Below are 26,501 nucleotides of genomic sequence, written 5' to 3'. Positions count from 1 at the left end.
AAATCGGCTGCGTGCACCATCGGGCCTCCGCATACTGGGCGGGCTCCGACTCCCGAGCCCCTAAGGAACTCCTCAGCGTGCAGGCCGCCGTCACCGTCACTCCCGCCCGGATCCCCGAACTGCTGCTGGGGCTAGCAACCGTGCGGCCTGTGTTCCTCTGGGGAGCGCCCGGGATCGGTAAGTCGTCGCTCGTGCGGAAGTTCGCCGGCTCGCTGGGCATGGAGTGTGTGAGTCTTCTGGGAACGCAGCTCGCACCGGAGGACCTTATCGGCGTCCCGCAGATCCGCGACGGCCGTTCCGTGTTCTGCCCGCCGGAGGCCATTGCCCGCGACGAGCCCTACTGTCTCTTCCTCGACGAACTCAACGCGGCGACCCCCGACGTCCAGAAGGCGTTCTACTCGCTGATCCTGGACCGGCGGATCGGATCGTACGAGCTGCCCGCAGGCTCGATCGTCATCGGGGCCGGCAACCGTGCCACGGACAACGCGCTGGCGAGGCCCATCGCGTCCGCGCTGGTCAACCGGCTCACCCATGTCCATCTGCGGGCCTCGGCGGCGGACTGGCTGGTGTGGGCGGGGGAGAACGGCGTCCACCCGTGGGTGACGGACTACGTCGTCGACCGCCCGGACCATCTGTGGTCGCAGCCGCCCAAGAGCGAGGAACCGTTCTCCACTCCCCGGTCCTGGCACATGCTCTCCGACGCCCTCCACTCCTTCGGGCCGGACATCGACGAACAGACGTTGAAAGTCATCGCGCACGGCACGCTCACCCCCGCCCACGCCGTGTCCTTCTGCGGATACGCGAAGATCGTGCGCCACACCTTCGGCATCGAGGCGATCCTGAAGGGTGACGCCTCCTGGCTCGGCCGGCTGGAGGACCGTGACCTGCTGTACTACCTGGCCGAGGCGTTCCGCGGACGGCTCGTGAAGGAGCTGCCGCGGCGCAAGGAGCACGTCTCGGCGTCGATGCGGCAGACGGCCTACCGGGCCAAGTCACTGCTCGTGCAACTGGCGGAGATCTCCGTCGAGGTTGCGCAGACCGTCATCGCGGATGACGTCGACGGTCAGCCGGTGCTGCCCGCCTGGTTCCTCGTCGAGGCCGCTCGCGACATGCCCAGACTGGTCGAGGCCAGACGATGAAGGCCGCGACCGGCGGTCGGCGCAACGGCAAGGGCGCGAACCGCGGCAAGGGCGACATGCCGGACCCGGCCGCAGAGGCGTTCGCCGCCGGGCTCGCCATGGTCAAACGCAACCCCGCCTTCGCGGCCGTCGAGGCGTCCGTGTGCCGGCAGACGGCATGCGAACTGACCCCCGCAGGGGGACTGGCCGCCGTCACCTCCAACGGCACCATCCACCTCCATCCCACCAGACGGGCGGACCCGGCCGAATGGGCCTGGGTGCTCGCCCACTGCCTGCTGCATCTGGGTTTCGGCCACCTACCGGCCTCCGCGGACGACCCGCGCGAGCAGCCCGACCGGTTCGACCTCGCGGCGCGCTGCGCGGTCGTCAACCGCTTCCTGCTCACCCACCCGACCGGGCGGCCCCTCACTGACCTGCCGGATTCCTATCCCGGTGGTGACGAGGAACAACTCGCCGTCCGCTGGCGCCGCGACGGGATCCCCGCCCTCTACGAGCACTGCGGAACCGCGGGGGAGCACTCGGACCAGATCCTCACCACCTGGCGGTCGTGGAACCGCTCCGCCGTCCCCGACTGGGAGACCTCCTTCGCGCGGGCGCTCACCCGCAGCGTGTCCGCTGCGATGGAGGTGGCGGGCGGCCGCCGCGACAGCGTCACCGGAGTGCGCGCACCGCAGCGGCCCTGGGACCGGGCCCTCAACTGGTTCGTCTCCTCGTACCCCCTGCTCGGGGGGCTCGCCGCCGGTCTCACGGTCGTCGCGGACGCCGAACTGGCCCGTTCGCAGAGCATCGACATAGCCGCGGTGAGCTCCGTCGCAGGCGAGATCTACGTCAATCCGCTGCGGACGTTCACCGACGAGCAATGGCGTTTCGTCCTCGCCCACGAGATGCTGCACGCCGCACTGCGCCACGGCGAACGCCGTGGTGGGCGCGATCCGTTCCTCTTCAACGTCGCGGCGGACTACGTGGTCAACGACTGGCTCGTGCAGATGCGGGTCGGCGACATGCCCGAGGGGCTGCTGTACGACCCCGGCCTGCGTGGGCTGTCCGCCGAGGAGGTCTACGACCGCATCGCGAGGGACCTGCGCCGGCAGCGCCGCCTCGCCACCCTGCGGGGCAGGGGTGCCGGTGACATCCTCGGTGAGCCGCTGCCGCACGCCGAGGCCCGTGGGTACACCGATCTGGACGAGTTCTACCGGCGCGGGCTGGTCCAGGGATTCGACCTGCACCAGTACGGGGAGCGCGGCCTCCTGCCCGCCGGGCTCGTCCAGGAGATCCGGGCGCTGGCCCACCCGCCCGTGCCCTGGGACGCGAGACTGGCCCGCTGGTTCGACGAGTACGTGCCCCGGCCGGAGCCCGTCCGCTCCTACGCGCGCCCCGCGCGGCGGCAGGCGTCGACGCCCGGCATCCCGCGTGCCGGGAGATACTTCCCTCCGCAGGAAACGGCTCGCTGCACCTTCGGAGTCGTCCTCGACACCTCCGGTTCGATGGACAGCAGCCTGCTGGGCAAGGCGCTCGGAGCCATCGCCTCGTACGCGGAAGCACGCGACGTACCCGCGGCGCGCGTCGTCTTCTGCGACGCGGCAGCGTACGACGCCGGGTACCTGCCACCGGCCGAGATCGCCGGACGGGTGCGGGTCCGCGGCCGCGGCGGGACCGAACTCCAGCCGGGTGTCGACCTGTTGCAACGGGCCGACGACTTTCCGCCGACGGCCCCGCTGCTCGTCATCACCGACGGGTGGTGCGACGCCCTGCGGATCCGGCGCGAGCACGCCCTCCTGATCCCGCAGGGCGCCTCGTTGCCGTTCACACCGCGCGGCCCGGTGTTCCGCCTCGCCTGACACCGGACCGGCGGGCCCGCCCGCGGAAACACGGGCGGGCCCGGAGCGTCAGCCGACCTCGATGAGCAGATCGCCGGCCTCGACCTGCTGCACCTTGCCGATCGCCAGGCGGCGTACCACGCCTGCCGCCTGCGCGGTGATGGAGGCCTCCATCTTCATCGCCTCGATGGTGGCGATGGTCTGACCGGCCGACACCGACGCGCCCTCCTCGACCTGCAGTGTCACGACGCCGGCGAACGGTGCGGCGACATGGCCCACGTTGCCGCGGTCCGCCTTCTCCGCCGCCTTCACGTCGGTCGCCACGGACTTGTCCCGTACCGATACCGGCCGCAACTGCCCGTTGAGGGTAGCCAGTACGCTCCGGAAGCCGCGCTCGTCGGCCTCGGAGATCGCTTCCAGCTCGATCAGCAGGGTGACACCGGGGTCGAGCGTGACCGTGTGCTCGGTCTCCGTCTCCAGGCCGTACAGGAAGTCCTGCGTCGGCAGTACGGAGGTGTCCCCGTACGCCTCGCGGTGGGCGTTGAACTCCTTGGTCGGGCCGGGGAACAGGAGCCGGTTCAGGGTCGCGCGCGGGGACTGGTTCAGGGCTTCGAGATCCTCGTCGGACAGGTGCGGTGTCTCTGCCTTCGCCGGTCGGCCCTGCAGCGCGCGGGTACGGAAGGGTTCGGGCCAGCCACCGGGCGGGTCGCCGAGCTCGCCCCGCAGGAACCCGATGACGGAGTCCGGCACGTCGAACTTGCCGGGGTCGGACTCGAAGTCCGATGCCTCGACCCCCGCGCCCACCAGATGCAGCGCCAGGTCGCCGACCACCTTCGACGACGGCGTCACCTTCACCAGCCGGCCGAGCATGCGGTCGGCCGCGGCGTAGCAGTCCTCGATGAGCTCGAAGCGGTCGCCCAGACCGAGGGCGATGGCCTGCTGACGCAGGTTGGACAACTGGCCGCCGGGGATCTCGTGGTGGTAGATCCGGCCGGTCGGTGAGGCCAGCCCGGACTCGAAGGGGGCATACACCTTGCGGGTCGCCTCCCAGTAGGGCTCCAGATCGCCGACCGCCTGGAGCGAGAGGCCGGTAGCGCGCTCGGTGTGGTCCGTGGCGGCCACCAGCGCCGACATCGGGGGCTGGCTGGTGGTCCCTGCCATGGAGGCGACCGCCGCGTCCACCGCGTCCACGCCCGCGTCGATCGCGGCGATCAGGGTGCCCAGCTGCCCGCCGGCGGTGTCATGGGTGTGCAGGTGGACCGGCAGGTCGAACCGTTCGCGCAGCGCCGTGACGAGGGTGCGGGCCGCGGGCGGACGCAGCAGCCCGGCCATGTCCTTGATGGCGAGGACATGGGCGCCCGCCTCCACGATCTGCTCGGCGAGACGCAGGTAGTAGTCCAGCGTGTACAGGGTCTCGCCGGGGTTCGAGAGGTCCGCGGTGTAGCAGAGGGCGACCTCGGCGACCGAGGTGCCGGTGGAGCGGACGGCGTCGATCGCCGGACGCATCTGGGAGACGTCGTTGAGGGCGTCGAAGATCCGGAAGATGTCCATCCCGGTGGAGGCCGCCTCGGCGACGAACGCCTCGGTGACCTCGGTGGGGTAGGGGGTGTAGCCCACCGTGTTGCGCCCACGCAGCAGCATCTGCGTACAGATGTTCGGTACGGCTTCCCGGAGCTTGGCCAGGCGCTCCCACGGGTCCTCGGCGAGGAAGCGCAGCGCTACGTCGTAGGTGGCTCCGCCCCAGCATTCGATGCTCAGCAGCTGTGGCACGGTCTGCGCGACGTGCGGGGCGACGGCCAGGAGGTCGCGGGTACGCACCCGGGTGGCCAGCAGCGACTGGTGGGCGTCGCGGAACGTGGTGTCGGTGACGGCGACGGCCGACTGGGCGCGCAGTTCGGCGGCGAAGGCCTCCGGTCCGATGGCCGCGAGGCGCTGCCGCGACCCGGCCGGCGGTGTTCCGGCCGGCAGCGCGGGCAGCTTGTCGGCGGGCTCGATGACGGAGGGCCGGGGGCCGTACGGCCGGTTGACGGTGGTCTCGGCGAGATAGCTCAGCATGCGGCTGCCCCGGTCGGCCGACGGGCGCGCGCGGATCAGCTCCGGATGCTCTTCGATGAAGCTGGTCGTGATGCGCCCTGCCCGGAAGTCGGGCTGGTCCAGCACGGCCCCCAGGAACGGCAGGTTCGTCGCCACCCCCCGGATGCGGAACTCCGCGATCGCACGGCGCGCACGGCGGGCCGCATTGGCGAAGTCATGCCCGTGGCAGGTCAGTTTGACCAGCATCGAGTCGAAGTGGGCCGACACCTCGGCGCCGGTGTGGACAGTGCCGCCGTCCAGCCGCACGCCCGGCCCGCCCGGAGAGCGGTAGGCGGAGATGGTGCCGGTGTCGGGCCGGAACCCGTTCGCCGGGTCCTCCGTCGTGATGCGGCACTGCATCGCGGTGCCGTTGAGGGTGATGTCGTCCTGCGTGAGATGCAGATCGGGCAGTGTCATGCCGGCGGCGATCCGCAGCTGCGCGATCACCAGGTCGCGTCCGGTGACCTGCTCGGTGACGGTGTGTTCGACCTGGATGCGCGGGTTCATCTCGATGAACACGTGGTTGCCGCGCTCGTCGACGAGGAATTCAACGGTGCCGGCGTTCACGTATCCGATATGGCGCGCGAAGGCGACCGCGTCGGCACAGATCCGGTCCCGCAGCTCCGGGTCCAGGTTCGGGGCGGGCGCGATCTCGACGACCTTCTGGTGGCGGCGCTGCAACGAGCAGTCCCGCTCGTAGAGATGGACGACATTGCCGTCGGCGTCGGCGAGGATCTGCACCTCGATGTGGCGGGGGTTGATCACCGCCTGCTCCAGGAAGACCGTCGCGTCGCCGAACGCGGACCGGGCCTCACGCATGGCCGCGTCGATCGCCTCGCGCAGCTCACCCGGCTCCGCGACCCGGCGCATTCCGCGCCCGCCGCCTCCGGCGACGGCCTTCACGAAGACCGGGAAGCCGATGTCGTCGGACGCCGCGACGAGCGCGTCGACGTCCTCGGAGGGCTCGGACGACCTTAGTACCGGGACGCCGGCCGCCCGTGCGGCCGCGACCGCCCGGGACTTGTTCCCCGTCAGGTTCAGCACCGGTGCCGGCGGTCCGACGAACGTGATCCCGGCCTCGGAGCACGCGGCCGCGAGCTCGGGATTCTCCGACAGGAACCCGTACCCCGGGTAGATCGCGTCGGCGCCCGCCTTCCGGGCAGCCTTGATCACCTCGTCCACCGAGAGATAGGCCCGTACGGGATGACCGGGCTCCCCGATCCGGTACGCCTCGTCGGCCTTGGCACGGTGCAGGGAATTGCGGTCCTCGTGCGGGTACACGGCCACGGTGGAGATTCCGAGCTCGAACGCCGCGCGGAACGCCCGGATCGCGATCTCCCCGCGGTTGGCGACCAATACCTTGTCGAACATCAAACTCCCCAGTCGTGTCACGGGCGCGTGGCCTCAGGACAGGCGATGTCGCACGGGATACACGTATCGGCATCCGGTGGTACGTGGCGGTGGCGAAGCGCTCCGTGGTGCTCGGGCCGGAGCGTTCGACACCGTACCGGAGACCTTCCCAGAGATCGCGGGCGCAAAGGATGGCGTGCGTCACGTGCCGCTATTCGGCCCGCCCGTTACTCGGAGCGGTGTCCCAAGACGCGCGGGCCGCCCCGAACGGATGGTCCCGGACACCGCAGTCCTGTCACTCGCCCCGGGCCTCCGGCACCTCCCCGTCACCGAACATCGAGAGGAAGGCCGTCGCGGCGGGGGAGGGCCGGAAGCTGCTCCAGACCAGGTGTTCCACCCGCACCGGCGCGTCACGGAGGCGGACGACGGGCAGGTCGGGGAACTCGTCGACGAAGGCGGCGGGCAGCATCCCGATGCCGAGCCCCTGCCGGATCAGACGGGCCATGGGGTGAGGCGCCGTCACCTCGAAGGCGACCTCGCGTCGCACCCCCGCCGCGGCGAAGGCGTCGTCGGACTGCACCCGCCCGGCCGTGCCCGCGGGGAAGTCGACGAACGGCTCGTCACCCAGCCGTGCCAGGTCCACCTCCCCCTGGTCCGCCAGCGGGTGACCCGGTGGGACCACGGCCACGAGGTGGCCACGTGCCAGCTCCCGGCCGCGCACCCCCTTGGGCCGCGGCCCCGGGGGCAGTCCCAGGAAAGCGGCGTCCAGAGTGCCCTGCCGCACCTGTTCGGCCAGTTCCTCACTCGCGCCTACGCGCAGGCTGATGCGTACCTCCCGATGACGCAGGTGGAACCGCTTGAGCGCGGCGGGCAGGTCGACCGCCGTCACGGTGGGAATGGCTCCGACGGCAAGCGGGCCTCGGATCTCGCCGGCCACGGCCGCCACCTCCGCCCGGGCCCGTTCGGCGGCGTCGAGCGCCTGACGGGCCGCCGGGAGGAACGCCTCGCCGGCGGCGGTCAGCCGGACCCGGCGGCTGGTCCGCTCGAACAGCCGGGCACCCAGCTCGCGTTCCAGCCGCGCGATCTGATGGCTCAGCGCGGACTGGACGACCAAGCACTGCTCAGCGGCACGGGTGAAGTTCTTCGTCTCCGCCACTGCGATGACGTAGCGCATCTGCTGAAGATCCATGGATCAATCGTGATTCATGATTGGTTCGATGAACAGCATGTGTTGGACTCATTGATCAGCCGTCGCCGACGATGAGGGCATGACAACGACGAGATCCCATCCGGGCGGCGGCTTGTCGCACGGGCTGCTCCTGCTCATGTCGGTGGCCACGGGACTGGCGGTGGCCGGGAACTACTTCGCGCAACCCCTCCTCGACCTCATCGGCCGGGAACTGGGACTCGGGGGCACGACAGCGGCACTGGTCGTGACGGTCGCTCAGGGCGGGTACGCACTGGGCCTGATCCTGCTGGTGCCGCTCGGTGACCTGATGGAACGCCGACGGCTGGCGGTGCTGCTCTACGCGGCGACGGCGGTGTTCCTGCTGGTGTCGGCCACCGCTGCTCACGCGACGGTGCTGCTGGTCGGTACGGCCCTCACCGCGCTGACCTCGGTGGGGGCGCAGGTAGTGGTTCCGTTCGCGGTGTCACTGGCGGCCCCGGCCGAACGCGGCAAGGTGGTCGGCACGGTGATGACCGGTCTGCTGCTCGGTCTGCTGCTGGCCCGCACGGCGTCCGGAGCGCTGTCGGAGGTGGGCGGCTGGCGCACGGTCTACTGGGTGAACGCGGTCCTGATGGCGCTGATGGCCCTCCTGTTGCGCCTCTTCCTGCCCCGGCTGAGCGGGGACGGCGGCGGCCTGACCTATCCGGGCCTGTTGCGCTCGACGGTGGCGATGTTCCGGTACGAGCCACTGCTGCGGTGGCGCTCGTGCATCGGTGCCCTGAGCATGGCTTCGTTCAGTGTGCTGTGGACGGCGCTCACCTTCCTGCTGGTCCGGTCCCCCTACGGCTGGTCGGAGTCGGCCATCGGCCTCTTCGGGCTGGTCGGTGCCGCCGGCGCGCTGAGCGCCACAGTCGCGGGGAGGCTGGCGGACCGCGGGCGCGTCCAGATGGTGACCGGTGCCGGGACGCTCCTGCTGCTGGCGTCCTGGGCGGCGCTCGCAGCCGGTGCCCGCTCCCTCGTCTGGCTGCTCATCGGCGTCATCGCGCTGGACCTGGCACACCAGGCGGTGCTCAACAGCACCCAGAACGTCATCTACGCCCTCCGCCCCGAGGCCCGCAACCGGATCAACTCCGCCTTCATGACCTCCTTCTTCGTCGGCGGCGCGGTGGGGTCCGCGCTGACCTCGGTGATCTGGGTGCGCGGTGGCTGGACGGGCGTCTGTGTCCTGGGCGCCTCCCTCTCGGCCGGCACCGTGGTGCTCTGGATTCTGGAACGCCTCACCGTCGGCCGAGCTGCGGGAAATTCGCCGAAGCCCTCGGGTCACCGAGGCCACGACTCGCCATCGGCCACGGCGGCCCACTGATCCAGGAGTCCCAAGACCGCTGGATGAGGCGAAGGGTCCGCACACCGCCGGACCCGGATCTCTGCGGCGTGGTGCCGCCCCGTCCGGTCGCGCACCGGCAGCCCTCCGGCAGCGGGCGCGACCGGCGGGCGCCGGCGTGGGGTCAGGCCGCGTACTGGTAGGCCGGGTAGGTCAGGTAACCGGCATCGCCGCCCTGGTAGTACGTGGCCTCGTCGACAGGTGCGATCGGCAGTCCGCCGCGCAGCCGCTCGACGAGGTCGGGGTTGGAGATGAAGGCGCGGCCGAAGCTGATCAGATCGGCACCCAGTCCGAGCCAGTGGTCCGCGTCGTCCCGCCCGGTCTGCTTGGGCCCCATCGGGAGGGTGGGGTTGATGATCAGGGTGCCCGGCCACGCACGGCGCAGCATGAGGAGTACCTCCTCCTCGACAGTGGCCTCAAGATGCACGTACGCCACGTCGAGGCGGGCCAGTTCGGTCAGCAGCGCGGAGTAGAGCTCGACGGTTTCGCTGTCCTCGACCCCCCAGAACAGGCCGCCCGGCGAGAGGCGGATTCCCGTCCTGGCGCCGCCCACGGCGTCGACGGTGGCGGAGGCGGCCTCGACGGCGAAGCGAATCCGGTTGGCGACCGGACCACCGTAGCGGTCCGTGCGCAGATTGGCGTTGGTCGAGAGGAACTGCGAGATCAAGTAACCGTTGGCGCCGTGCAGTTCCACCCCGTCGAAGCCGGCGTCGACGGCGCGGCGGGCGGCCCGGGCGTACGACTGTGCCTGGTCGGGCACCTCGGCGGTGTCCAGGGCGCGGGGCATCGGAGCGGGCTGGGGCCCGGTCGGGGTGAACACGTCACCGACGGCGGGGACGGCCGAGGGGCCGATCGGCTGCAGGCCCGTGGTCTCGGGGTGCGAGACCCGGCCGCCGTGCATGATCTGGGCGAAGATCCGCCCGCCGTTGGCATGGACGGCGGCGGTGACGGGGCGCCAGGACGCGACCTGCTCGTCGGTGTGCAGCCCCGGCGTCCCCGGATTGGACTGCCCTATGACGCTCGGCTGGACCCCTTCGCTCACGATCAGCCCGGCGCTGGCCCGCTGGGCGTAGTAGGCGGCCATGGAGGGTGTCGCCAGGCCGTCGGCAGCGGCCCGTACCCGGGACATCGGGGCCATGACCACGCGGTTGGGCAGTGTCAGACCGGCGAGACGGTAGCCGGTGAAAAGGGACGTCACTACAGGACTCCTTCGCGTTCAGCGGTGCCCGAAGGGCATGCAGTTACGCTAAAACCTCACATTGATGTCAGAGGCAAGTCCTGTGACGCAGGACATGATCGGGAGGGTTCCATGCGCATCGGAGAGCTGGCGTCCCGGGCCGGGGTCAGTGTCCGGTCCATGCGCTACTACGAGGAGCAGGGGCTGCTCGCCAGCACGCGCAGTCCCAGCGGGCAGCGGCACTACACGGAGGAGGAGGTCGAACGGGTCGCGTTCATCCAGCGCCTGTACGCGGCGGGCCTGTCCAGCCGCACCATCGTCGAGCTGCTGCCCTGCGTCGACGCGCCCAGCAGGGAGAACTCCGACTCGGCACTGGAGCGGATGGCCCAGGAGCGCGAGCGGCTCTCCGCGCACATCGACGACCTCGTACGGACCCGGGACACCCTCGACGTACTGGTGGCGACGGCCCGGGCGCACCGGGAGCAGCTGGGGCATCCCGCGGCCGACTGACGGCGGAACCGGCCCCCGCGCCTGGGCCTCGTCCGGGACGATCGCGATCGCAGGGCCCCGCTGACCGGTGACGAGGCCCAGCTCCGGATACCGGGCTTCGTCCGGTCCGGAGTACATCCTGGTGAGGGTGTGAGCGGGGACGGGGAGTGGCTGGGCGCGGGCGGCGTGCTGTCAGGCCTGTCGGCTGTCGGAGGCGAGACGATCCAGCCACTCCCTGAGGAGCTGCTGCTCCGAAGCGCTGAGAGTCGTCTGGTCGGGCAGCGCGGCGCGCAGGGCGCGCGCGGCACCGGCCGGCCCCGTGCTCCGTACGGCCGGCTCCTGGTTGGTCACGGCGGAGACCATGGATTCCCTCAGCGTGGTCAGCAGTGCCGGGTCGCGCCGGTCCTCCGGCAGCGAGAGCCAGGTGAGCACGGCGCCGCGCCCCGTGGCGTGGATGATCGCGGCTGCCAGTTCCTCGTCCACGCGGAGCCAGCCACCGACGGCGAGGCGCTGGACACGGCCCTTCAGGATCGCCATTCCGGCCTGGAAAGCGGCCGACGTCGGCTCCGTGGGCTCGCTGTACATCAGCGAGTACAGGGCTGGATTGTCCAGACCGAACTCGACCGCCAGATCCCAGCCGGCCCGCAGGTCATCGAGAGGATCCCGGGGCTCGGGGTCTACGTGCTTGGCCGCGAGGAACTGGGTGAAGCCGTGCTCGGCAACCGCTTCCAGCAGCCCGTCCTTGTCGCCGAACAGCCGGTAGATGGCCGGTGGTTGAAGGCCTGCCGCGACAGCGACCGCCCGAGTGGTGACCGCGTCGCGGCCCTCACGTGCCAGGAGGTCTGCGGCGGCCTCGATCACCCGCTGACGCGGCTGCTCGCGAGGTGAGGCCGTGGTGCCGGAATCGGCGGCGGTGGTGCTGGGTGAACGGGGTGGCATGTATCAACGATACAGCTCTGCTGGTTCCGTCGTTAGTATCGGTGTTACCGTAAAGGTGATTCCAGTGGAACCGAGCAGGGGAGTGCATCATGATCATCGTGACCGGAGCCACCGGGCAGCTGGGGCGTCAGATCGTCGAGCGGCTGCTGGTGCGCATGCCGGCGGACCAGGTCGGAGTCAGCGTCCGGGACCCGCAGAAGGCGCAGGCCTTCGTCGAGCAGGGAGTTCGGGTGCGGCACGGCAGCTTCGATGAAGCGGCCGGGCTCGCTCATGCCTTCGAGGGCGCTACCCAGGTCCTCGTTGTGTCCGTCGACCGGATGGGCGAGGAGGCGGTACGGCTCCACCGAACCGCCATTGACGCGGCGGTCGCCGCGGGAGCCCGCCGCATCCTCTACACCAGCCACATGGGCGCCGGAGCCTCGTCGCACTTCCAGGCCTGCCGCGACCATGCCGCCACCGAACGGGCGCTGAGCGCCTCGGGTGTGCCGTTCACCGCGCTGCGCAACGGCTTCCATGCGGCAGCCGCGGTGCAGTTCCTCGGCCATGCCGCCGATTCCGGCAGCCTGGCGCTTCCCGAGGACGGTCCGGTGAGCTGGACGGCGCACGCCGACCTCGCCGACGCGGCCGCCGCCGTCCTGGCCGACGAAGGCCGGTTCGACGGGTCCACGCCCCCACTCACCGCCGGGCGGGCCTTCACCTTCGACGAGGTCGCCGCCCTCGCCGCCGATGTCACGGGCCGCGCCCTGACGCGGACCACCGCGCCCGACGCCCGGTTCCGCGACCAACTGACGGGCCGTGGTGTGCCTGCTGAGGCGGCCGATCATCTGCTCGGCGTCTTCGCGGCCGCCCGCGCCGGTGAGTTCGCCGCTGTCGACCCGACGCTGGCCGGCCTCATCTCCCGCGAACCGACCCCCCTGAGTGAGGTGCTGCGCGCGGAGCTGTCCACCGGCGTCGGGTGCTGAGCGCTCCGCCCGGCAAGCGGCGGGTGACCGGTCTGCCGTCACTCGTGCCCTGCTGCGGTCCGGCGGGCCTGGGTACGGGGATCCGCTCGGGGGAGGGGCTGGGCGCCGGCCATCTCCCCGCGATCTCGGACGCGTTCGGTACACGTCGCGAAGGGTGGCAGCCGCGTGCGTGCTTGCCGCGCCGGCCGCGGCGGCCGTGGGGCCGGCGCAGATCTCAGGGAGGAATCACGGAGTGTGGTGGCCCCCTCCGGTGGAAGCGCACCCGGTCGGACTCCGGGCGACTGGACCATGACCCCACAGGACAGACGGACCAACGCCACCGCGCGGAGTTGCCGCGCGTGACGAGGCGTCGATGTCACGCACCGGTCGGCGCGGTTCGTGTTCGGCACCAGTCCCGCCCTAACGGGAATTCCCTACCGTCGCGGCTGGGTATGCCGGAGACTCGTCTCGTGGCTGACATGGAGTTGTTCCGGAGGGCCGTCATCGCCTGGGCGGCAGGTGGCCCCGGTGATTCCCCGCGCGAACTGGCCGCGCGGCTGTCCGTCCGGACGGCCGTTCTGCTGGAGGGGCCGAGCGACTCCGCAGCGGTGAACGCCCTGGCCGCAAGCCGCGGCCGGGATCTGGCGGCCGAAGGGATCTGCGTCCTGCCGATGGGCGGTGCGATGAGCGTCGGACGTTTCGCCCGTCTGCTGGGACCGCCCGGGCTGGGCCTCCGTCTCACGGGCCTGTGCGACGAGGCCGAACGGCCCTACTACACACGCGGCTTGGAGCGCGCAGACGCCGCGCACGAGAAGTTCTTCGTCTGCGCGGCGGATTTGGAGGACGAGCTCATCCGGGCGCTCGGTGTGACGCGGGTGGAAGAACTCATCGAGGCCGAAGGCGACCTCCGCGCGCTCCAGATCTTCCTGCACCAGCCCGCCCAGCAGGGCCGTACCCCGCAGCAGCACCTGCGGCGATTCCTCGGCACGAAGAAGGGCCGCAAGATCCACTACGGCCGCGTCCTCGTCGAGGCACTCGACCCCGAACGCGTACCCGTCCCGCTCGACTGCCTGCTCGCGGGCCTCTGACGCTCGGCAGACCCTTCGGCGCCGCCCGCGGTCAGTTCCGGTGGGGGAGCGCGTCCGAGCGTCGGAACGGGCCGTCGAGCGCGGCCCATTGAAGCAGCATGATGGTCTTCGCGTCGACGATCGCGCCGCTGCGCACCATGGCCAGGGCATCGGTGAACGGGAGCTCGACGGTGGTGATGTCCTCGCCCTCGGACGCCACTCCGGTCGTCCCGGTCGAGGTGGCCGCCGGGTCGTACGGGGCTGCGTAGAAGTGCACGCGCTCGGTGACGGAGCCGGGGCTCATGTAGACGGCGAAGACGAACTCGGGAGCTCCGATGACATGGCCGGTCTCCTCTGCGGCCTCGCGGCGGATCGCCGTGTCCGGGCTCTCCCCGTCGAGGAGCCCCGCGGCTGTTTCCAGGAGCATGCCGTCGGGGTGTCCGTTGACATAGGCGGGGAGACGGAATTGACGGGTGAGCAGCACGGTGCGGTGGGTGGTGTTGTGGAGGAGGATCGTGGCCCCGTCGCCGCGGTCGTACGTCTCGCGCTGCTCCCGGCTGGTGTGCCCGTCGGCGTGTTCGTAGTCGAAGGTGGTCTTGCGCAGGACGTACCAGTCGCAGGAGAGCACCTCCACGTCACGGATCCGCACGCGGGGGTTGCCGGTCAGGCCGAGGCCGTGCCGGTCCAGGCCGGTGCGCCCGCGGCGGTCGGGGGTGTCGAGACCGGCGGTCATCGGGCGGCCGGTACGTCGGCGGCATCGGTGTAGACGGCCTGGCCTCGGGCACGGGCCAGGGCGACCATCAGATCCGCTCCCTCGGAAGGGCCGCCGATGCGCAGAACGGCGTCGCAGCGGGCGAGGAGTCGCTCGGCGACCGGATGGAAGATCTCGTCGAACAGCGGGTCGCCGGGCCGGGTGCTTCCGGCGGCGTCCAGGAGTGGCAGTGCGAGGGCCTCGCCGGTGACGGCCAGGTGGCCGGCGCGGAAGAGACGGAGGGCCGACTGGTTCATCGCACGGACATGGGCCTCCAGCTTGAGCGGGTCGTCGCCGGTACCCGACCGGTAGGGGCCGGCGACGAGGATCATCAACGAACGCGGTTCGGTGGCCACGGGGGCACACTCCTCAATGAGGGTTGGTGGGGGCGGGGCTCGGGGGCCGGTGAGCGCAAGGGCTCAGGCGAGGACGGTCCGGACGCCTGCTTCGCGCAGAGCGTCGAGGGTCCGGGGGCCGCTGGGGTGAGTGCAGGCGCTGTCGGCGGCCCGGTCGGTGACGAAGTGGTGCACGGCGCCGAGGGGCGCCACCCGGCTGAAGGCGCGCACGCCGAGTTTGGTCGCGTCCGCCACCGCGACGGTGCGGTCGGCCCGGGCGAGCCCGGCCTGCTTCACCGCGGCGTCGTCCAGAGAGAACTCCGACCAGCCGTGTTCGGCGTGCACACCGCCGATGGACATGACGAAGCAGTCGAAGGCCAAGGACTCCAGCGTGCGCAGCGCGAGTGGCCCGACGAAGGACCGCTCCCCGGGGCGCGAGCGCCCGCCCACGACCAGGAGTTCGATCCCCGGCCGGTCGGCCAGGCACACTGCGGCCTGCAGGCTCAGCACGGCGACTGTCAGCGGAGCCTGTGCCGCCAGGTGTTCGGCGACGTGCACCGTTGTGGTCCCCGCGTCCAGCAGCACCCGTGATCCTGGCTCCACCAGCTGTGCCACGGCGCCGCCCAGGCGGTCCTTGGTGGCGGCCTGCCACGGCTCTCGTGCGAGGAATCCGGCGTCCTCGGCCCGGGAGCGCGTCGCCACGGCTCCTCCGTGGACGCGCCGGACGAGCCCCTGGCCCTCCAGGGCGTCCAGGTCTCTGCGCACGGTCATCTCCGACACGCCCAGGCGCCGGGAGAGCTCCGACACCGAGATCCGGTCGGAGCCGTCGGCACCCTGAACGAGCCGCAGGGTCAGGTCGAGGCGATTGGCGACACTCATGCGCACTTTCTACCACGGCACTGTTCGAATGAACAAAGTATCGAGCGAATGGTGAGTGGCACGCCCCGCGCTTCGGCGTGTAATGCAACCTGTGGGTTGCGCGTGAAATCCCGTTGTGCAACCCTGGGGTTGCAAGTCATGCGACGACAATGAAACGGAGTCACCTCATGAGCGAGGACCGGATCGAACGAGAGACCTTGATCGAGGCGCCCCTGGAGCGGGTCTGGTCACTGGTGGCCCAACCCGGCTTCTGGGTGGCCGACAAGGCGAGCCTGCCGGGCACCGTGGCAAGAGAGGGTGAATCGATCGTGGCCAAGCACGCCGAGCACGGCGACTTCCCGGTGCGTGTGGAGAAGGTCCAGCCGCCGACGTACCTCGCGTACCGCTGGACCAGTGCGTTCCCGGGAGAGGAACTGCGCGAGGAGAACAGCACCCTCGTGGAGTTCACGCTGACCCGGGAGGGCGCTCGAACGCGGCTGCGTGTCGTCGAGAGCGGGTTCGCGGCTCTGGCGGGATCCGAGGAGCTGCGCAGTCAGAACCTGAAGGACCACACCGGAGGCTGGCCCCTGGAGCTCGACGCGCTCAAGACGCGCGCCGAACAGCCCGACGCATGACGGAGGAACCTCCTGGTGTCGCCGAGGCCGTCGGCAGCGTCCTCGGCGCGCTCGCCGACCCGACGCGACGCCAGTTGCTCGATCTGCTCGCGGAGCGGGGCGAGGCCACCGCGACGACGCTGGCCGAACGGCTGCCCGTGTCGCGGCAGGCGGTGGTCAAGCACCTCGCCGTCCTGGATGCCGCCGAGTTGGTGTCCGGCACCCGGGTCGGCCGCGAGGTGCGCTATGCGGTTCGGCCCGCGGCGCTCGACGCGACGGCGCGGTGGATGACCATGCTGGCGGCGGACTGGGACCGGAGACTGGCGCACATCAAGCGCGTCGCCGAAGCGGCGGAGCGGGAAGCGCGTACCACGCGCCCCGAGTGAAGCCGGTCCGACGAGCCGCTCAGCCGATGCGGGCGGTGGGCTCCCTGTCCCGGGTACGAATCTGCCGCCGTCCCTCACGACGGGCGCTTGGCCGCGTCGAAAGCCTCTGTGTCCCGGCTGGGCCCGAAGTGGGTCCAGCCGGGACACGGGCCTGAGTGGCCATGACGTTCGGGACCACGGCCGAGCGGTGGGTCAGTCCAGGCAGAATTCGTTGCCCTCGGGGTCGGCCATCACGATGAAGCCGGCACTCATCGGGGGAGCGGGATCGTCGCGACGTACCCGCTTCGCCCCCAACGCGACGAGCCGGTCGCACTCGGCCTCCAGCGCTGCCATCCGCTCCTCTCCCTGCCGCTCGGGAGCGGCCCGGATGTCGAGGTGGACGCGATTCTTGGCTACCTTGTCCTCCGGCACCTGCTGGAAGAAGACGCGCGGGCCGTGTCCGTCCGGGTCCTCGATGGCTGACCTCGAATTGCGCTGTTCCTCCGGTACGCCGATCTGCGCGAGGAAGTCGTCCCACGCCGCCAGCGGGTCGGCGCCCTCCGGGAGCTCGACCCCGGGCGGCCCGGGGTGGACGTAGCCCAGCGCGTCGCGCCAGAAGCGCGACAGTGCGCGCGGATCGTGGGCGTCGAAGGTGACCTGGATGTGTCGGCTCATCGGGTTGCTCCGCTCGTAGCTGGAGGGGTGTGCGGGGACAGGTCGTGCGGCGTCCGGTTCCCGCCGCATGCGCCTGTGCCCATGGAGTCACCATGGCACCTCTGGCGGACAGGATCGGTCCGCCATCTCTGGCAGGGTGGCGACATGCACGCGGCGAGCAGTGACGAGCTGGGCACGACGGAGCGGGTGCTGACCCTTCTCGGGCTGCTGCAGCAGCCTCGGGTCTGGACCGGCCCCGAGCTCGCAGCCCGGCTCGGGGTCACACCGCGCACGGTACGACGCGATGTCGAACGGCTGCGCACACTCGGCTATCCGGTGCATGCCGGCCAGGGTGTCGGCGGGGGCTACCGGCTCGGACCGGGGCAGGATCTGCCGCCGCTGCTTCTCGACGACCAGGAGGCGATCGCCACCGCGGTCTCGCTGCTCGCCGGCGCGGGCGGAGCGGTTGCGGGCGCCGGCGACGCCGCACTCCGTGCGCTGACCAAGCTCGACCAGGTGCTGCCCACTCGGCTGCGGCACGAGGTGGGCGCTCTGACCGGCTCGGTGGAGTCCTTCGGCGGAGGCCGCACGCCGGTCGACCCCGAGGTGCTCATGACGCTGGCCAGGGCCTGCCGCGACGAGGTCGAAGCCGGCTTCGACTACCCCTCCCCGGACTCCGCCCAGGAGGTGCCCCCAGGAGGCGATTCGCGACGGCGACGGGTCGAGCCCTATCGGCTGGTCGCCTCCGACCGGCGCTGGTACCTCCTCGCCTACGACCTCGATCGCGACGGCTGGCGCAGCTTCCGCGTCGACCGGATGGGTGCTGTGGCCGCTCGTGCGTGGCGTTTTCACCCGCGCGCCGCGCCCGACGCCGCGGCGTACGTGCAGGAGGGTGTGGCGAGTCGGGTCTACCCGCACCGGGCGCGTTTCCTCGTGCACGCGCCGGCCGACACGGTGCGCGCGCAGATCCCGGCGTCCGCGGCTGTCGTGCGTCAGCGGGGGAGTGGGCTCTGCGAGGTGCTCAGCGGTGCTGCCGACCTGGACGCCGTACTCATGCACGTCCTCCTGCTCGGACACGACTTCGAGGTGCTCGACCCTCCGGAACTCGCAACGCGCTGCCGGGTGCTGGCGCAGAGGCTGCTGTCGGCGGGTGCATCGATGTCATCCCCCGTGGCACCCCCCGAACCGGGGCGATAGTGCGTTCATAATCATGACTATGTTTCAGATGTATGTCCATTGACGTGAACATGGCTGATGCTTAAGGTCCGTAGAAAGCGCTTGTGCGGCTCATCCGAAGGGTTCCTCTTGCGGGAACCGTTCATGAACTCGAACAGACACGGTGCCACGTACAAGGCCTCGGCAGAAGGGGAGCTGACGTTCTCACCTGACGCGGCCACGGTCGTGGCCGTACCGAAACCGGCATGCCCGCACCCAGTCGGCCGACCCGCTGCCCCACCCAGAGGCGGACCCGAGCCACCGCGCGGTCATGTATCGCGGACTCATTGAACGCACCCCTACGCGACCTCACAGCGCGACTCGTCGAACGAACCAACCCCACCTGGAGTCGAACGATGCAGATCAAGCCCGTCATCGCATGCGTCACCCTGCTGGCCGGCTCGCTTGCCGCCGTGTCGGGCACGACCGCTCAGGCCGTGCCCACCCCGCACCGGACCGGACCATCGTCCGCGGCATGCGCTCTTTCCGGCGTGGGCGGAGGATCCTGCCTGTCCGGACGCGGCGCCCCCGGCGAGACGGCGGTCGCCTCCCTGGCGCCGGCCGCCTCCGCCCTCTACGTGGCGCCCGGCGGTACCGAAGGCGCAGCCGGAACCGAGGCGGACCCGACGACGCTCGCCTCGGCCATCAGCCGCGTCGACTCCGGCGGCACGGTCTACCTGCGTGGCGGGACGTACCACTACGCACAGACGGTCACCATCCCACCGGGCAACGACGGTTCGTCGAGCGCCCGCACGACTCTGGCCGCCTACCCGGGTGAGGCCCCGGTGCTGAACTTCTCCGGGATGAGCGAGGACCCGGCCAACCGCGGGCTCGCCGTGAACGGCGACTTCTGGCACATCAACGGCATCACCGTCGAGCACGCCGGTGACAACGGGATCTTCGTCGGGGGCAGCAACAACATCGTCGAACGTGTCGTGACGCGCTTCAACCATGACTCGGGCCTGCAGATCTCACGGATAGCCTCGACCACTCCCGACGACGAGTGGCCCGCCAACAACCTCATCCTGAGTTCTGAGTCGCACGACAACGCCGACTCCGATGGCGAGGACGCCGACGGATTCGCCTCCAAGCTCACTTCCGGCCCCGGAAACGTCTTCCGCTACACGGTGTCCCACAACAACATCGACGACGGATGGGACCTCTACACCAAGAACGAGACCGGCCCGATCGGCCCGGTGACCATCGAGGACTCCCTCTCCTACAGCAACGGCACCCTCTCGGACGGGACCGTGAACGCCGACGGCGACCGCAACGGCTTCAAGCTCGGCGGCGACGGCATCGAGGTCGATCACGTAGTGCGCCGCAACATCGCTTACGGGAACGGCCACCACGGATTCACGTACAACAGCAACCCCGGTTCGATGACGGTGTCGGACAACGTCGGCATAGACAACGAGGAGCGCAATTTCTCCTTCGACAAGGGCACTTCCGTGTACCGCAACAACACCTCCTGCCGCAGTGGCAGCGGGTCGAACGACAAGACGGTAGGCGACGCCGACAGCTCGAACCAGTTCTGGACCGGCTCGAACGGCTCCCGGTGCTCCTCGTACGACGGAGCCCTGGACTGGTCGTTCGCTGCGGACGGCCGCCTCGTCGTGACGTTCGGCGGCACCGTGGTGACGCCGTAACAGACTGAAGGACGGTGCTGACCCCGTACGGGAGGGCAGCGCCGGGGCCGGAGGCCGTCAGCGCCTCCGGCCCCGGCGGGTCCGGACGGTGCCACGCCCCTCGGCCGGCGGCGAACAGGCCTCCGGCAGTCTTCAGCGCAGAATGCCGAGCCGCCGGGCTTCCTTCAGCCAGGACGGGAACTCCGACAGGAGCCGGTCGTACAACTCCGCGTCCGGGAGCTTCTCGATGTCGTCCGCGGCGAAGAACCCGACGTTGTCGACCCGTCGGCCGGGCAGGGTGTCGAACCGCTCCAGCACACCGTACTGAGCCCGGCCGAGTCCGATGAACTGCCAGAAGACCGGCTCCTCCACCGCCGCCCGCAACTCCCGCTCGATCTCGTCGTTGCGGTGCACGCCTCCGTCCGAGAAGAACAGGACGAGGGTCGGGTCGGGCACCGGATTGTCGCGCACGTAGGCGCGCACTTCGGCAATGACCTTCTGCTCCTCGTTCTGGATCCCGACCGCACGCATGTCGACCTGTCCGGGGCGGAGCCCCCTCGGCGGCTTCTTGCGGCCGAAGAGGCTGACCTGTCCGACGCGGACGTGCAGCGTCAGCCATTCGGGCAGTTCACCGACCATGAGGTCGGGCAACCGGGCGGGGTTGCTGGCGAACGTCCAGGCCTGCATCTCTCCGTCGTCGTCGAGCTGTGCCGCGACGGCCGCCATCCGTTCGGCGACGCCCGCCACGGTGCCGCGTGTGTAGAGGGCGCTCATCGATCCGGACGCGTCGAGGACGAGGATGACACGTGCGGTCAGTCTGGTCAGACCGTGCTTGGTCAGGCTGACAGCGACCTGCTGCTTGCGCAGGGACAGGCGCTTGCGCATGTCGAGGGGCAGATCCTCCTCGCCCTTCGTGAGCCGGATCGAGGGCTGATCCCCGTCGGCGCGCCCGCCGACGGCCGTAAGGGGCGGGGCAGCAGACGCGGGAGGAGTGTGAGCGGGGCACGGCGGCACCGGGGCGGCGGGCGGGGGAGCGGCGGCGGGCTGTTCCGCGTCGACGCTGATCCCGAAGTCGGTCGCCAGGCCGGCCAACCCGTCCACATACCCCTGGCCGACGGCGCGGAACTTCCACCCGCCGTCGCGCCGGTAGAGCTCGCCGCTCACATAGGCCGTCTCCGAGCCGGCCTCCATGTCGAAGCGGGCCAACTCCGCACCGGACGCGGCTTCGAACAGCCGCAGATGAAGGCCGGGCACCTGCCCGAAGCTCCCGCCGTCGACCGAAGTGCACAGGGCGACTCGCTCGATGTCCCGCTCCAGTACGTCGAGATCGACGTCCAGAGCGTCGGCTCCGGCCTGTTTGCCGAGGTGACGCACGGCGCCGGATGCATGCTGCGGCTGGTTGTAGAAGACGAAGTCGTCGTCGGAACGGACCCGGCCGTTACTGGTCAGCAGCAGCGCCGAGGCGTCCACATCCGGGACGCCGGACCCCGGCGACCAGCCCAGGACAGCTCTGACGGTGGTTGCCGTCACCGGCATGTTGGCGCCCTTGCTCAGTGTCGTCACATGGACAGTCTGCCTGTCGCCGGGGGGCCATGCCCCGGCGGCAGGCAGACTGTCCTTGTGAGGATCGCCGACCGGCCCTTCTTCCCCGCTCGGCGCGAGGGCGACGCGATGCCACGGCTCAGTGCGCTACGACCGCCCCGGCGTAGATACTGCCCGGCGTGACGACTTGGGTGACCGCCCTGGCGAGCAACGTGGACGGCTCCTGGCCCCCGCTGTCGATGTCCGTGTTGATCATGATGACGAGAGTGGCCTTCTGCGACGGCAGGTAGACGGTCACGGTCTCGTACCCCGGCAGGGAACCGTTGTGCCCGATCCAGCCGTTGGTCTCGAAGATGCCGAGGCCATAAGTGGTACCGGGGAAGCCCGTCGGCAGCGTCTTGAGCCGCTGCGCCTGCGTCGCGGGGCTGAGCAGCTCTCCGGTGGCGACGATCTTTGCCCACCGGCGCAGGTCCTGCAGATCGGAGATCATCGCGCCGGCGGCCCAGGCCCAGCTGGGATTCCAGTTCGTGGCGTCCACGTGCTCGCCGCTCAGGGGCTGCTGGGTGTAGCCGTGCGCGTGCGGCTCGGGGAACCTCGGCCCTGACGGGAACAGCGTGTGGTGCAGGTGGGACGGGCGGAGCACCCGGTGACGGATGACGTCTGCGAGCTTGTGACCGCTGACCTTCTCGACCACCAGGCCGAGCAGGATGAGGTTGGAGTTGGAGTACTGGAACTGGGCCCCCGGCTCGAAGGTGTTCCGGTGTTTCATGCCGTACGCGAGCAGCTCCTGGGGGGTGAAGTAGCGCTGCGGGTCGTCCTCCAGATCGCGGGTGAAGTCCGCGTCGGAGGTGTAGGGGAACAGGCCGCTGCGCATCTCGGCGAGCTGGCGGAGCGTGATCCGGTCCCCGTTGCGTACGCCGGGGACATAGGCGGAGATCGGGTCGTCCAGCTTGACCCGGTGCTCGTCGACGAGTTCGAGCAGAGCGGTGACGGTGAAGGTCTTCGTTTCGCTGCCGATCCGGATGTAGGAGTCGGCGGACATCGGCGCGCGGGTGGCGGTGTCACCGACACCCGTCGCGCGGACGTAGCTGCCCTTGCCCGGCATCCACAAGCCGACGACGACTCCGGGAATGTTCGCTTGCTTGCGGACGTCCGCGATGGCTTTGTCCAGCCGGGCGTTCACCTGGGGGCCGAGACCGCCGGCCGGACAGTCGGCCTCGCCGTGCCGGCCGACACCCGCGGCCTGTACCGCCGGCGCGCGAGTGAGCGCCATCGGGGCCAGCACGGACGCCACGAGCAGTGCCGAGGCGAACAGACGTCGAGCGGGGATGCGTTGCATGTCGGGATGCCTCGTCAGGTCGGGGAGCGGACGGCAACATCACCATCCGGCACCCGGAGCAGGGGGCCCCGGGGGATACGCGCTCCGGTGATTCCACTCGTTCGGAGCCGCGCGGATCACCGGAGCGGCCCTGCCCCTTCGGTACGCCGGGACCCGCGGTACCGACGGGCGGATGCCGCGGGGATGGCGTGCGCCGTCCGCTCCCGCGCCGTCGGCCACGGCAGCCACGCAGTTCCCGGTTCGCTGAATTGCGCGTCGGGGAGGTGCGGAGTGCTGCGTCCGTCCACGATCCAGGCAGCCGTCCCCCGGCCGGGCGGCCGGCCCCGCCGGTGCCGTGTTCGTCAGCCTTGGCTCAGGCTCGTGATCAGGTCACGAGGCAGACCATGGGTGTCATGGAGGTAGCGGAAGTCCTCCTCGGTGAGCCGCCCCCGGAACCGTGGGCGGGCGAGCACCTGTCGGCCTCGCTCCATGAGGAGCCTGAACCGTCGTTCCTCGTCGAGCAGTAGCCGACGTACGCCGGCCGGCGGCATGTCCTGCCGGAAGTGGTCCAGGGTGTGCCGGATCAGTTCGTCCGGCAGGTCATCGAGACCGTACGACGGATCCTCCCGCCACAACACCGTGAGGACTCGCCGTACCAGGCGGCGCAGCACGTAACCCCGGCCGGTGTGGGCCGGGCGCACTCCGTCGCCCAGCACCACGACGGCTGAGCGCAGATGGTCGCAGACCAGACGCCGCGATGACTCCTCCAGTCGCCACAGGGGCGGAACCAGCCGGCGCCACGGCTCGAAGAGATCGCCCTCGAACACGGACGACTTCCCCTGGAGCAGGGAAGCCAGCCGCTCCAGGCCGAGTCCGGTGTCGACGTTCCGCTGGGGAAGCGGCACGAGGGAACCGTCGCCGAGCCGGCGGTGCCTCATCATCACGTGGTTCCACACCTCCACCCAGCGGTCGTCCTGGGTGGGCGTGGACCGCGGCGGGCCGTCACCGTTCCACAGGAAGATCTCCGAGTCGGGGCCGCACGGTCCGACGGGTCCGTTGGACCACCAGTTGTCGTCCACGGTGAGCTCGACGGGGACCCCGCGGTCCTGCCACAGCTGAAGGGAAGCGGTGTCCCGCTCACTCCGGCCGTCACCGGCGTACACAGTGGCGTGCAGCAGGCGGCGATCGATACCCAGGCCCTCGGTGAGCAGCCCGTACCCCCAGTCGAGACTGCGCGGGCCCTCGTAGTCGCCGAGTGACCAGGTGCCGAGCATCTCGAAGACCGTCAGGTGAGTGGCGTCGCCGATTTCGTCCAGGTCGGTGGTGCGCAGGCAGCGTTGTACGTTGACCAGTCGCCTGCCCAGTGGATGGGGGCGGCCCTCCAGGTACGGAGTGAGCGGGTGCATTCCGGAGGTGGTGAACAGCACGCTGTCACCCGGTGGTGGCAGCAGCGTCGAACCGACGATCCGCTGATGACCGCGTTCTTCGAAGTACTCGACGAACGTACGGACCAGTTGTTCCGTCTTCATGGGATGGCTCCTTCGCGATACAGCGGGGGAGGCACCGGAGAACGGGACCGTTCAGTCACCCGGCCGGGGCCAGAGGCTCCACGGCACTGCCGACGGACCGTTTCCGGTCGCCGGGGGAGGGAAAGTCAGACGGCGGCAACCGGCGAGCTGGTCGCTCGCGCGGTCGCGGTGGTGCTGGGGCCGGTGACGTTCATGCCATCGACGTTAGCGCGCCCTGCTTGCCGAAGCGCACCCATTTTCTTCGGGGGGTGTGCGCCTCACGCGGTATCGTCCGGTCTCCCGACCCAGTGCCAGTGAGTACGTCCTGAGAGCGAGTGAGGCAGATGACCGGCAGGCCGGCAACGACGACCCTTTGGCGGCCCACCGGACCCAAGGAGCTGGATCTGGTCCGGGAGCTGAACTGGCGTGCCTGGCCGCCCCGGCTTCCCGAGCAGCCGATCTTCTACCCCGTTCTCAACGAGGACTATGCGGTCAGAATCGCGCGGGACTGGAACGTGAAGCACGACGGCGCCGGCTTCGTCACCCGATTCGAGGTCGAGACGGACTTCTTGGGCCGGTATCCCGTCCAGCAGGCCGGTGGGCAGACCATCCTCGAACTCTGGGTTCCGGCAGAGGAGTTGGATGACTTCAACGCCCACATCGTCGGTGAGATCCAGGTGGTCCGGGAGTTCCGGCGGGGCGGGGAGTCTGACTGAGAGGCAGACATTCCGGCCGGGTGGGCCGGCCCTCCCGGGCGATTCGGTGATCAAGCATCGTGGCCGGTGCCCGCGGGCGGGCGGACGGATTCGCACCGGCCCTCAGCCGACGAAGTCGAAGGCCCGCCGGCGCTGTCCCCGGAGCCGAGGGGCCATGCCGTGATGTCGCGATAGCGGATCGGCCCGCTGCCCCGTGCGGCGTTGCTGCCGACCAGGTGCAGACGTTCGGCAGCCCATGCGCGGCCGGTGAATCCGGTGAGCCCTGCCGCGATCTCCGCCGCCGAGGACAGATCTCCCCGGCGTGCGCGGGCCAGCGTCAGATGCGGTCGCAGGGGCCTGTCCTCGAACTCGATCGCGCAGCCCCTGACAGCGGTGCGTACATCGGCGGCGAGGTCGTACAACTCCTCCATGTCTCCGTCGATTCCGGTCCACAGCACCCGGTCGTCGAAGTCTCCGCCGCCCCGCAGAGCAAGGCGCGGCGGGCGGCGTGACGCTGCGACGTCCGCGAGCGGAGGCCGCAGGAGCGAAACCGCTTCGACAGGCAGCTCGCCGAGGAAGGCCAGGGTGATGTGCCAGTCCTCGACGCGGTTCCACCGCATGTGCGGATGGGTGCCGTAGACAGGTCGAAGTTCCCGGACCAGCTCCTCTTTTGCGGAGTCGGGCGGGGCGAGGGCGATGAACACGCGAATGGTCGCGGGCCGCGTCTGTTCGTTCACGTCGGGCTTCGTGCCGAATCCGGTCCCGTGCGGGCCGCTCAGCTGCCCTCGTGGTCCGTGGCCACGGGGAGCGTGCCGTAACGGAGTCCGTCGACGAGCAGCGCGATCATGCGGTGCGTGTAGCCCTGGTCGTCCGGCGAGACGAGATCGCTGACGGCGCGCAGCAGGTCGTAAGGGGGGACCTCCGCGCGGATCCCGCCGGATGCGGCGGCCGCGCCGAGCAGCTCCGTCACGACGGGGAGGAAGCGGTCCTGGAAGTAGGCGGGCAGGCTCTCGTAGGCGGGGTCGCCGGAGTGCAGAGCGGTCTTGAGGCCGCGTTTGGTCGCGACGAACTGAGCGAAACGCTGCAGCCACAGACTGAGAGCCTCGACCGGCTCGTGCTCCTGCGCGAGGGCGGGCGCCGCCTCGGCGCAGGCGTCGACCTCATGGCGGAAGACCGCGGTGATGAGGTCGGAGCGCTGCGGGAAATGGCGGTAGAGGGTGCCCGCGCCCACCCCGGCCCTGGCGGTGATCCGCCGCACGGGGGCATCCACGCCGTCCGACGCGAAGACCTCGGCGGCTGCGGTCAGCAAGGCGTCCAGGTTGCGTTGGACGTCGGGTCGCACGCGGCGGGCGACCGGCTCCTCGGTGGGGCGATCAGACATGGAATGGGTTCCCTTTGCGCTCCGGAACGATGTTCCGTATTGTCATTGCTGAACGGCGTTCCGGTTTCATTCTAGCCGGACCCGCGACCGGCAGCC

The 26,501-nt window shown here is 70.4% G+C and carries 24 protein-coding genes; 11 read left to right on the top strand and 13 right to left on the bottom strand.

The window, feature by feature from the left end:
- Positions 1 to 77 precede the first annotated feature (77 nt).
- The gene (locus OG538_RS00995) at positions 78 to 1,139 is read left to right on the top strand and encodes an ATP-binding protein (protein ID WP_406089149.1); all 1,062 of its coding nucleotides are present in this window, start codon (positions 78 to 80) and stop codon (positions 1,137 to 1,139) included.
- Complete coding sequence (locus tag OG538_RS00990) at positions 1,136 to 2,977, top strand: DUF2201 family putative metallopeptidase (protein WP_406089147.1); 1,842 nt, start codon at positions 1,136 to 1,138, stop codon at positions 2,975 to 2,977. The genes OG538_RS00995 and OG538_RS00990 overlap by 4 nt, the downstream gene beginning before the upstream one ends.
- 48 nt (positions 2,978 to 3,025) lie before the next feature.
- Here the strand turns inward: OG538_RS00990 and OG538_RS00985 are convergent, their stop codons facing one another.
- Both OG538_RS00985 and OG538_RS00980 read right to left on the bottom strand, forming a co-directional pair.
- Positions 3,026 to 6,400, bottom strand: coding sequence for a pyruvate carboxylase (locus tag OG538_RS00985; RefSeq protein ID WP_406089145.1), 3,375 nt, complete (start codon positions 6,398 to 6,400; stop codon positions 3,026 to 3,028).
- 274 nt (positions 6,401 to 6,674) lie between these two features.
- Positions 6,675 to 7,568: a LysR family transcriptional regulator gene (locus tag OG538_RS00980; protein ID WP_406089143.1), complete on the bottom strand. Its 894-nt coding sequence runs from the start codon at positions 7,566 to 7,568 to the stop codon at positions 6,675 to 6,677.
- Positions 7,569 to 7,647: 79 nt separating this feature from the next.
- Here OG538_RS00980 and OG538_RS00975 point away from each other — a divergent pair, with 79 nt between their 5' ends.
- Positions 7,648 to 8,910, top strand: a complete 1,263-nt coding sequence (locus OG538_RS00975; protein ID WP_406089141.1) for an MFS transporter — start codon at positions 7,648 to 7,650, stop codon at positions 8,908 to 8,910.
- Between the two features lie 142 nt (positions 8,911 to 9,052).
- On the opposite strand, the gene OG538_RS00970 is transcribed toward OG538_RS00975, so the two are convergent.
- Positions 9,053 to 10,126, bottom strand: coding sequence for an alkene reductase (locus OG538_RS00970; RefSeq protein WP_406089139.1), 1,074 nt, complete (start codon positions 10,124 to 10,126; stop codon positions 9,053 to 9,055).
- 111 nt (positions 10,127 to 10,237) lie between these two features.
- Between OG538_RS00970 and OG538_RS00965 the strand changes: the two genes are divergently transcribed.
- Positions 10,238 to 10,615, top strand: a complete 378-nt coding sequence (locus OG538_RS00965; protein WP_406089137.1) for a MerR family transcriptional regulator — start codon at positions 10,238 to 10,240, stop codon at positions 10,613 to 10,615.
- A 171-nt stretch (positions 10,616 to 10,786) separates the two neighbouring features.
- Here OG538_RS00965 and OG538_RS00960 read toward each other — a convergent pair whose 3' ends face one another.
- Entirely contained in the window at positions 10,787 to 11,533 is a 747-nt protein-coding gene (locus tag OG538_RS00960; protein ID WP_406089135.1) for a TetR/AcrR family transcriptional regulator, read from the bottom strand.
- Between the two features lie 89 nt (positions 11,534 to 11,622).
- Here OG538_RS00960 and OG538_RS00955 point away from each other — a divergent pair, with 89 nt between their 5' ends.
- Both OG538_RS00955 and OG538_RS00950 read left to right on the top strand, forming a co-directional pair.
- On the top strand, positions 11,623 to 12,495 hold the full coding sequence (locus OG538_RS00955) for an NAD(P)H-binding protein (protein WP_406089133.1): 873 nt from the start codon (positions 11,623 to 11,625) through the stop codon (positions 12,493 to 12,495).
- Between the two features lie 449 nt (positions 12,496 to 12,944).
- Complete coding sequence (locus tag OG538_RS00950) at positions 12,945 to 13,562, top strand: TOPRIM nucleotidyl transferase/hydrolase domain-containing protein (protein WP_406089131.1); 618 nt, start codon at positions 12,945 to 12,947, stop codon at positions 13,560 to 13,562.
- Positions 13,563 to 13,593: 31 nt separating this feature from the next.
- On the opposite strand, the gene OG538_RS00945 is transcribed toward OG538_RS00950, so the two are convergent.
- From OG538_RS00945 to OG538_RS00935, 3 genes are all read right to left on the bottom strand, one after another.
- A complete protein-coding gene (locus OG538_RS00945) occupies positions 13,594 to 14,274 on the bottom strand; it encodes an NUDIX domain-containing protein (protein WP_406089130.1) in 681 nt (226 codons plus the stop codon).
- Positions 14,271 to 14,624 carry a DUF4406 domain-containing protein gene (locus OG538_RS00940; protein ID WP_406099931.1) on the bottom strand — a complete coding sequence of 118 codons (354 nt, stop codon included), beginning with the start codon at positions 14,622 to 14,624 and terminating at the stop codon, positions 14,271 to 14,273. Before OG538_RS00940 ends, OG538_RS00945 begins: the two co-directional genes overlap by 4 nt.
- An 87-nt stretch (positions 14,625 to 14,711) precedes the next feature.
- Positions 14,712 to 15,506, bottom strand: a complete 795-nt coding sequence (locus OG538_RS00935) for a DeoR/GlpR family DNA-binding transcription regulator (RefSeq protein ID WP_406089128.1) — start codon at positions 15,504 to 15,506, stop codon at positions 14,712 to 14,714.
- 167 nt (positions 15,507 to 15,673) lie between these two features.
- Here OG538_RS00935 and OG538_RS00930 point away from each other — a divergent pair, with 167 nt between their 5' ends.
- Together OG538_RS00930 and OG538_RS00925 are read left to right on the top strand one after the other, a co-directional pair.
- Positions 15,674 to 16,120, top strand: a complete 447-nt coding sequence (locus OG538_RS00930) for an SRPBCC domain-containing protein (RefSeq protein ID WP_406089126.1) — start codon at positions 15,674 to 15,676, stop codon at positions 16,118 to 16,120.
- Positions 16,117 to 16,485: an ArsR/SmtB family transcription factor gene (locus OG538_RS00925; RefSeq protein ID WP_406089124.1), complete on the top strand. Its 369-nt coding sequence runs from the start codon at positions 16,117 to 16,119 to the stop codon at positions 16,483 to 16,485. The genes OG538_RS00930 and OG538_RS00925 overlap by 4 nt, the downstream gene beginning before the upstream one ends.
- 192 nt (positions 16,486 to 16,677) lie before the next feature.
- Here OG538_RS00925 and OG538_RS00920 read toward each other — a convergent pair whose 3' ends face one another.
- Complete coding sequence (locus OG538_RS00920) at positions 16,678 to 17,139, bottom strand: VOC family protein (protein ID WP_406089123.1); 462 nt, start codon at positions 17,137 to 17,139, stop codon at positions 16,678 to 16,680.
- Between the two features lie 144 nt (positions 17,140 to 17,283).
- Here OG538_RS00920 and OG538_RS00915 point away from each other — a divergent pair, with 144 nt between their 5' ends.
- Together OG538_RS00915 and OG538_RS00910 are read left to right on the top strand one after the other, a co-directional pair.
- On the top strand, positions 17,284 to 18,315 hold the full coding sequence (locus OG538_RS00915) for a helix-turn-helix transcriptional regulator (protein WP_406089122.1): 1,032 nt from the start codon (positions 17,284 to 17,286) through the stop codon (positions 18,313 to 18,315).
- A gap of 374 nt (positions 18,316 to 18,689) precedes the next feature.
- Positions 18,690 to 19,982, top strand: coding sequence for a right-handed parallel beta-helix repeat-containing protein (locus OG538_RS00910; protein ID WP_406089120.1), 1,293 nt, complete (start codon positions 18,690 to 18,692; stop codon positions 19,980 to 19,982).
- 132 nt (positions 19,983 to 20,114) lie between these two features.
- Here the strand turns inward: OG538_RS00910 and OG538_RS00905 are convergent, their stop codons facing one another.
- The 3 genes from OG538_RS00905 to OG538_RS00895 all read right to left on the bottom strand — a co-directional run bounded on the left by OG538_RS00905 (position 20,115) and on the right by OG538_RS00895 (position 24,350).
- Positions 20,115 to 21,497 (bottom strand): VWA domain-containing protein, encoded by a 1,383-nt coding sequence (locus OG538_RS00905; protein ID WP_406099929.1) that lies wholly within the window; start codon positions 21,495 to 21,497, stop codon positions 20,115 to 20,117.
- Between the two features lie 145 nt (positions 21,498 to 21,642).
- A complete protein-coding gene (locus OG538_RS00900; protein WP_406089118.1) occupies positions 21,643 to 22,842 on the bottom strand; it encodes a serine hydrolase domain-containing protein in 1,200 nt (399 codons plus the stop codon).
- Positions 22,843 to 23,183: 341 nt separating this feature from the next.
- Positions 23,184 to 24,350 (bottom strand): alanine--tRNA ligase-related protein, encoded by a 1,167-nt coding sequence (locus OG538_RS00895; protein ID WP_406089116.1) that lies wholly within the window; start codon positions 24,348 to 24,350, stop codon positions 23,184 to 23,186.
- Positions 24,351 to 24,673: 323 nt separating this feature from the next.
- On the opposite strand from OG538_RS00895, the gene OG538_RS00890 reads away from it, so the two are divergent.
- Complete coding sequence (locus tag OG538_RS00890; protein ID WP_406089114.1) at positions 24,674 to 25,045, top strand: hypothetical protein; 372 nt, start codon at positions 24,674 to 24,676, stop codon at positions 25,043 to 25,045.
- Between the two features lie 50 nt (positions 25,046 to 25,095).
- On the opposite strand, the gene thpR is transcribed toward OG538_RS00890, so the two are convergent.
- Together thpR and OG538_RS00880 are read right to left on the bottom strand one after the other, a co-directional pair.
- Positions 25,096 to 25,761, bottom strand: a complete 666-nt coding sequence (gene thpR / locus OG538_RS00885) for an RNA 2',3'-cyclic phosphodiesterase (RefSeq protein ID WP_406089112.1) — start codon at positions 25,759 to 25,761, stop codon at positions 25,096 to 25,098.
- Positions 25,762 to 25,799: 38 nt separating this feature from the next.
- The gene (locus OG538_RS00880; protein ID WP_406089110.1) at positions 25,800 to 26,405 is read right to left on the bottom strand and encodes a TetR/AcrR family transcriptional regulator; all 606 of its coding nucleotides are present in this window, start codon (positions 26,403 to 26,405) and stop codon (positions 25,800 to 25,802) included.
- Positions 26,406 to 26,501 lie beyond the last annotated feature (96 nt).

Origin of the sequence: Streptomyces sp. NBC_01013 (assembly GCF_045162765.1) — a bacterium.
Taxonomy (GTDB): Bacteria; Actinomycetota; Actinomycetes; order Streptomycetales; family Streptomycetaceae; genus Streptomyces.
This window is presented reverse-complemented; position numbering and strand designations above follow the sequence as displayed.

Bases quoted from the DNA above. Each gene is read 5' to 3' on its own strand.
- OG538_RS00900 (WP_406089118.1), bottom strand. From the start codon at position 22,842: ATGCAACGCATCCCCGCTCGACGTCTGTTCGCCTCGGCACTGCTCGTG.
- OG538_RS00945 (WP_406089130.1), bottom strand. From the start codon at position 14,274: ATGACCGCCGGTCTCGACACCCCCGACCGCCGCGGGCGCACCGGCCTG.
- OG538_RS00990 (WP_406089147.1), top strand. From the start codon at position 1,136: ATGAAGGCCGCGACCGGCGGTCGGCGCAACGGCAAGGGCGCGAACCGC.
- OG538_RS00940 (WP_406099931.1), bottom strand. From the start codon at position 14,624: ATGATCCTCGTCGCCGGCCCCTACCGGTCGGGTACCGGCGACGACCCG.
- OG538_RS00935 (WP_406089128.1), bottom strand. From the start codon at position 15,506: ATGAGTGTCGCCAATCGCCTCGACCTGACCCTGCGGCTCGTTCAGGGT.
- OG538_RS00930 (WP_406089126.1), top strand. From the start codon at position 15,674: ATGAGCGAGGACCGGATCGAACGAGAGACCTTGATCGAGGCGCCCCTG.
- OG538_RS00920 (WP_406089123.1), bottom strand. From the start codon at position 17,139: ATGAGCCGACACATCCAGGTCACCTTCGACGCCCACGATCCGCGCGCA.
- OG538_RS00975 (WP_406089141.1), top strand. From the start codon at position 7,648: ATGACAACGACGAGATCCCATCCGGGCGGCGGCTTGTCGCACGGGCTG.
- OG538_RS00890 (WP_406089114.1), top strand. From the start codon at position 24,674: ATGACCGGCAGGCCGGCAACGACGACCCTTTGGCGGCCCACCGGACCC.
- OG538_RS00910 (WP_406089120.1), top strand. From the start codon at position 18,690: ATGCAGATCAAGCCCGTCATCGCATGCGTCACCCTGCTGGCCGGCTCG.
- OG538_RS00980 (WP_406089143.1), bottom strand. From the start codon at position 7,568: ATGGATCTTCAGCAGATGCGCTACGTCATCGCAGTGGCGGAGACGAAG.
- OG538_RS00895 (WP_406089116.1), bottom strand. From the start codon at position 24,350: ATGAAGACGGAACAACTGGTCCGTACGTTCGTCGAGTACTTCGAAGAA.
- OG538_RS00915 (WP_406089122.1), top strand. From the start codon at position 17,284: ATGCACGCGGCGAGCAGTGACGAGCTGGGCACGACGGAGCGGGTGCTG.
- OG538_RS00985 (WP_406089145.1), bottom strand. From the start codon at position 6,400: ATGTTCGACAAGGTATTGGTCGCCAACCGCGGGGAGATCGCGATCCGG.
- OG538_RS00960 (WP_406089135.1), bottom strand. From the start codon at position 11,533: ATGCCACCCCGTTCACCCAGCACCACCGCCGCCGATTCCGGCACCACG.
- OG538_RS00925 (WP_406089124.1), top strand. From the start codon at position 16,117: ATGACGGAGGAACCTCCTGGTGTCGCCGAGGCCGTCGGCAGCGTCCTC.
- OG538_RS00965 (WP_406089137.1), top strand. From the start codon at position 10,238: ATGCGCATCGGAGAGCTGGCGTCCCGGGCCGGGGTCAGTGTCCGGTCC.
- OG538_RS00880 (WP_406089110.1), bottom strand. From the start codon at position 26,405: ATGTCTGATCGCCCCACCGAGGAGCCGGTCGCCCGCCGCGTGCGACCC.
- OG538_RS00955 (WP_406089133.1), top strand. From the start codon at position 11,623: ATGATCATCGTGACCGGAGCCACCGGGCAGCTGGGGCGTCAGATCGTC.
- OG538_RS00905 (WP_406099929.1), bottom strand. From the start codon at position 21,497: ATGCCGGTGACGGCAACCACCGTCAGAGCTGTCCTGGGCTGGTCGCCG.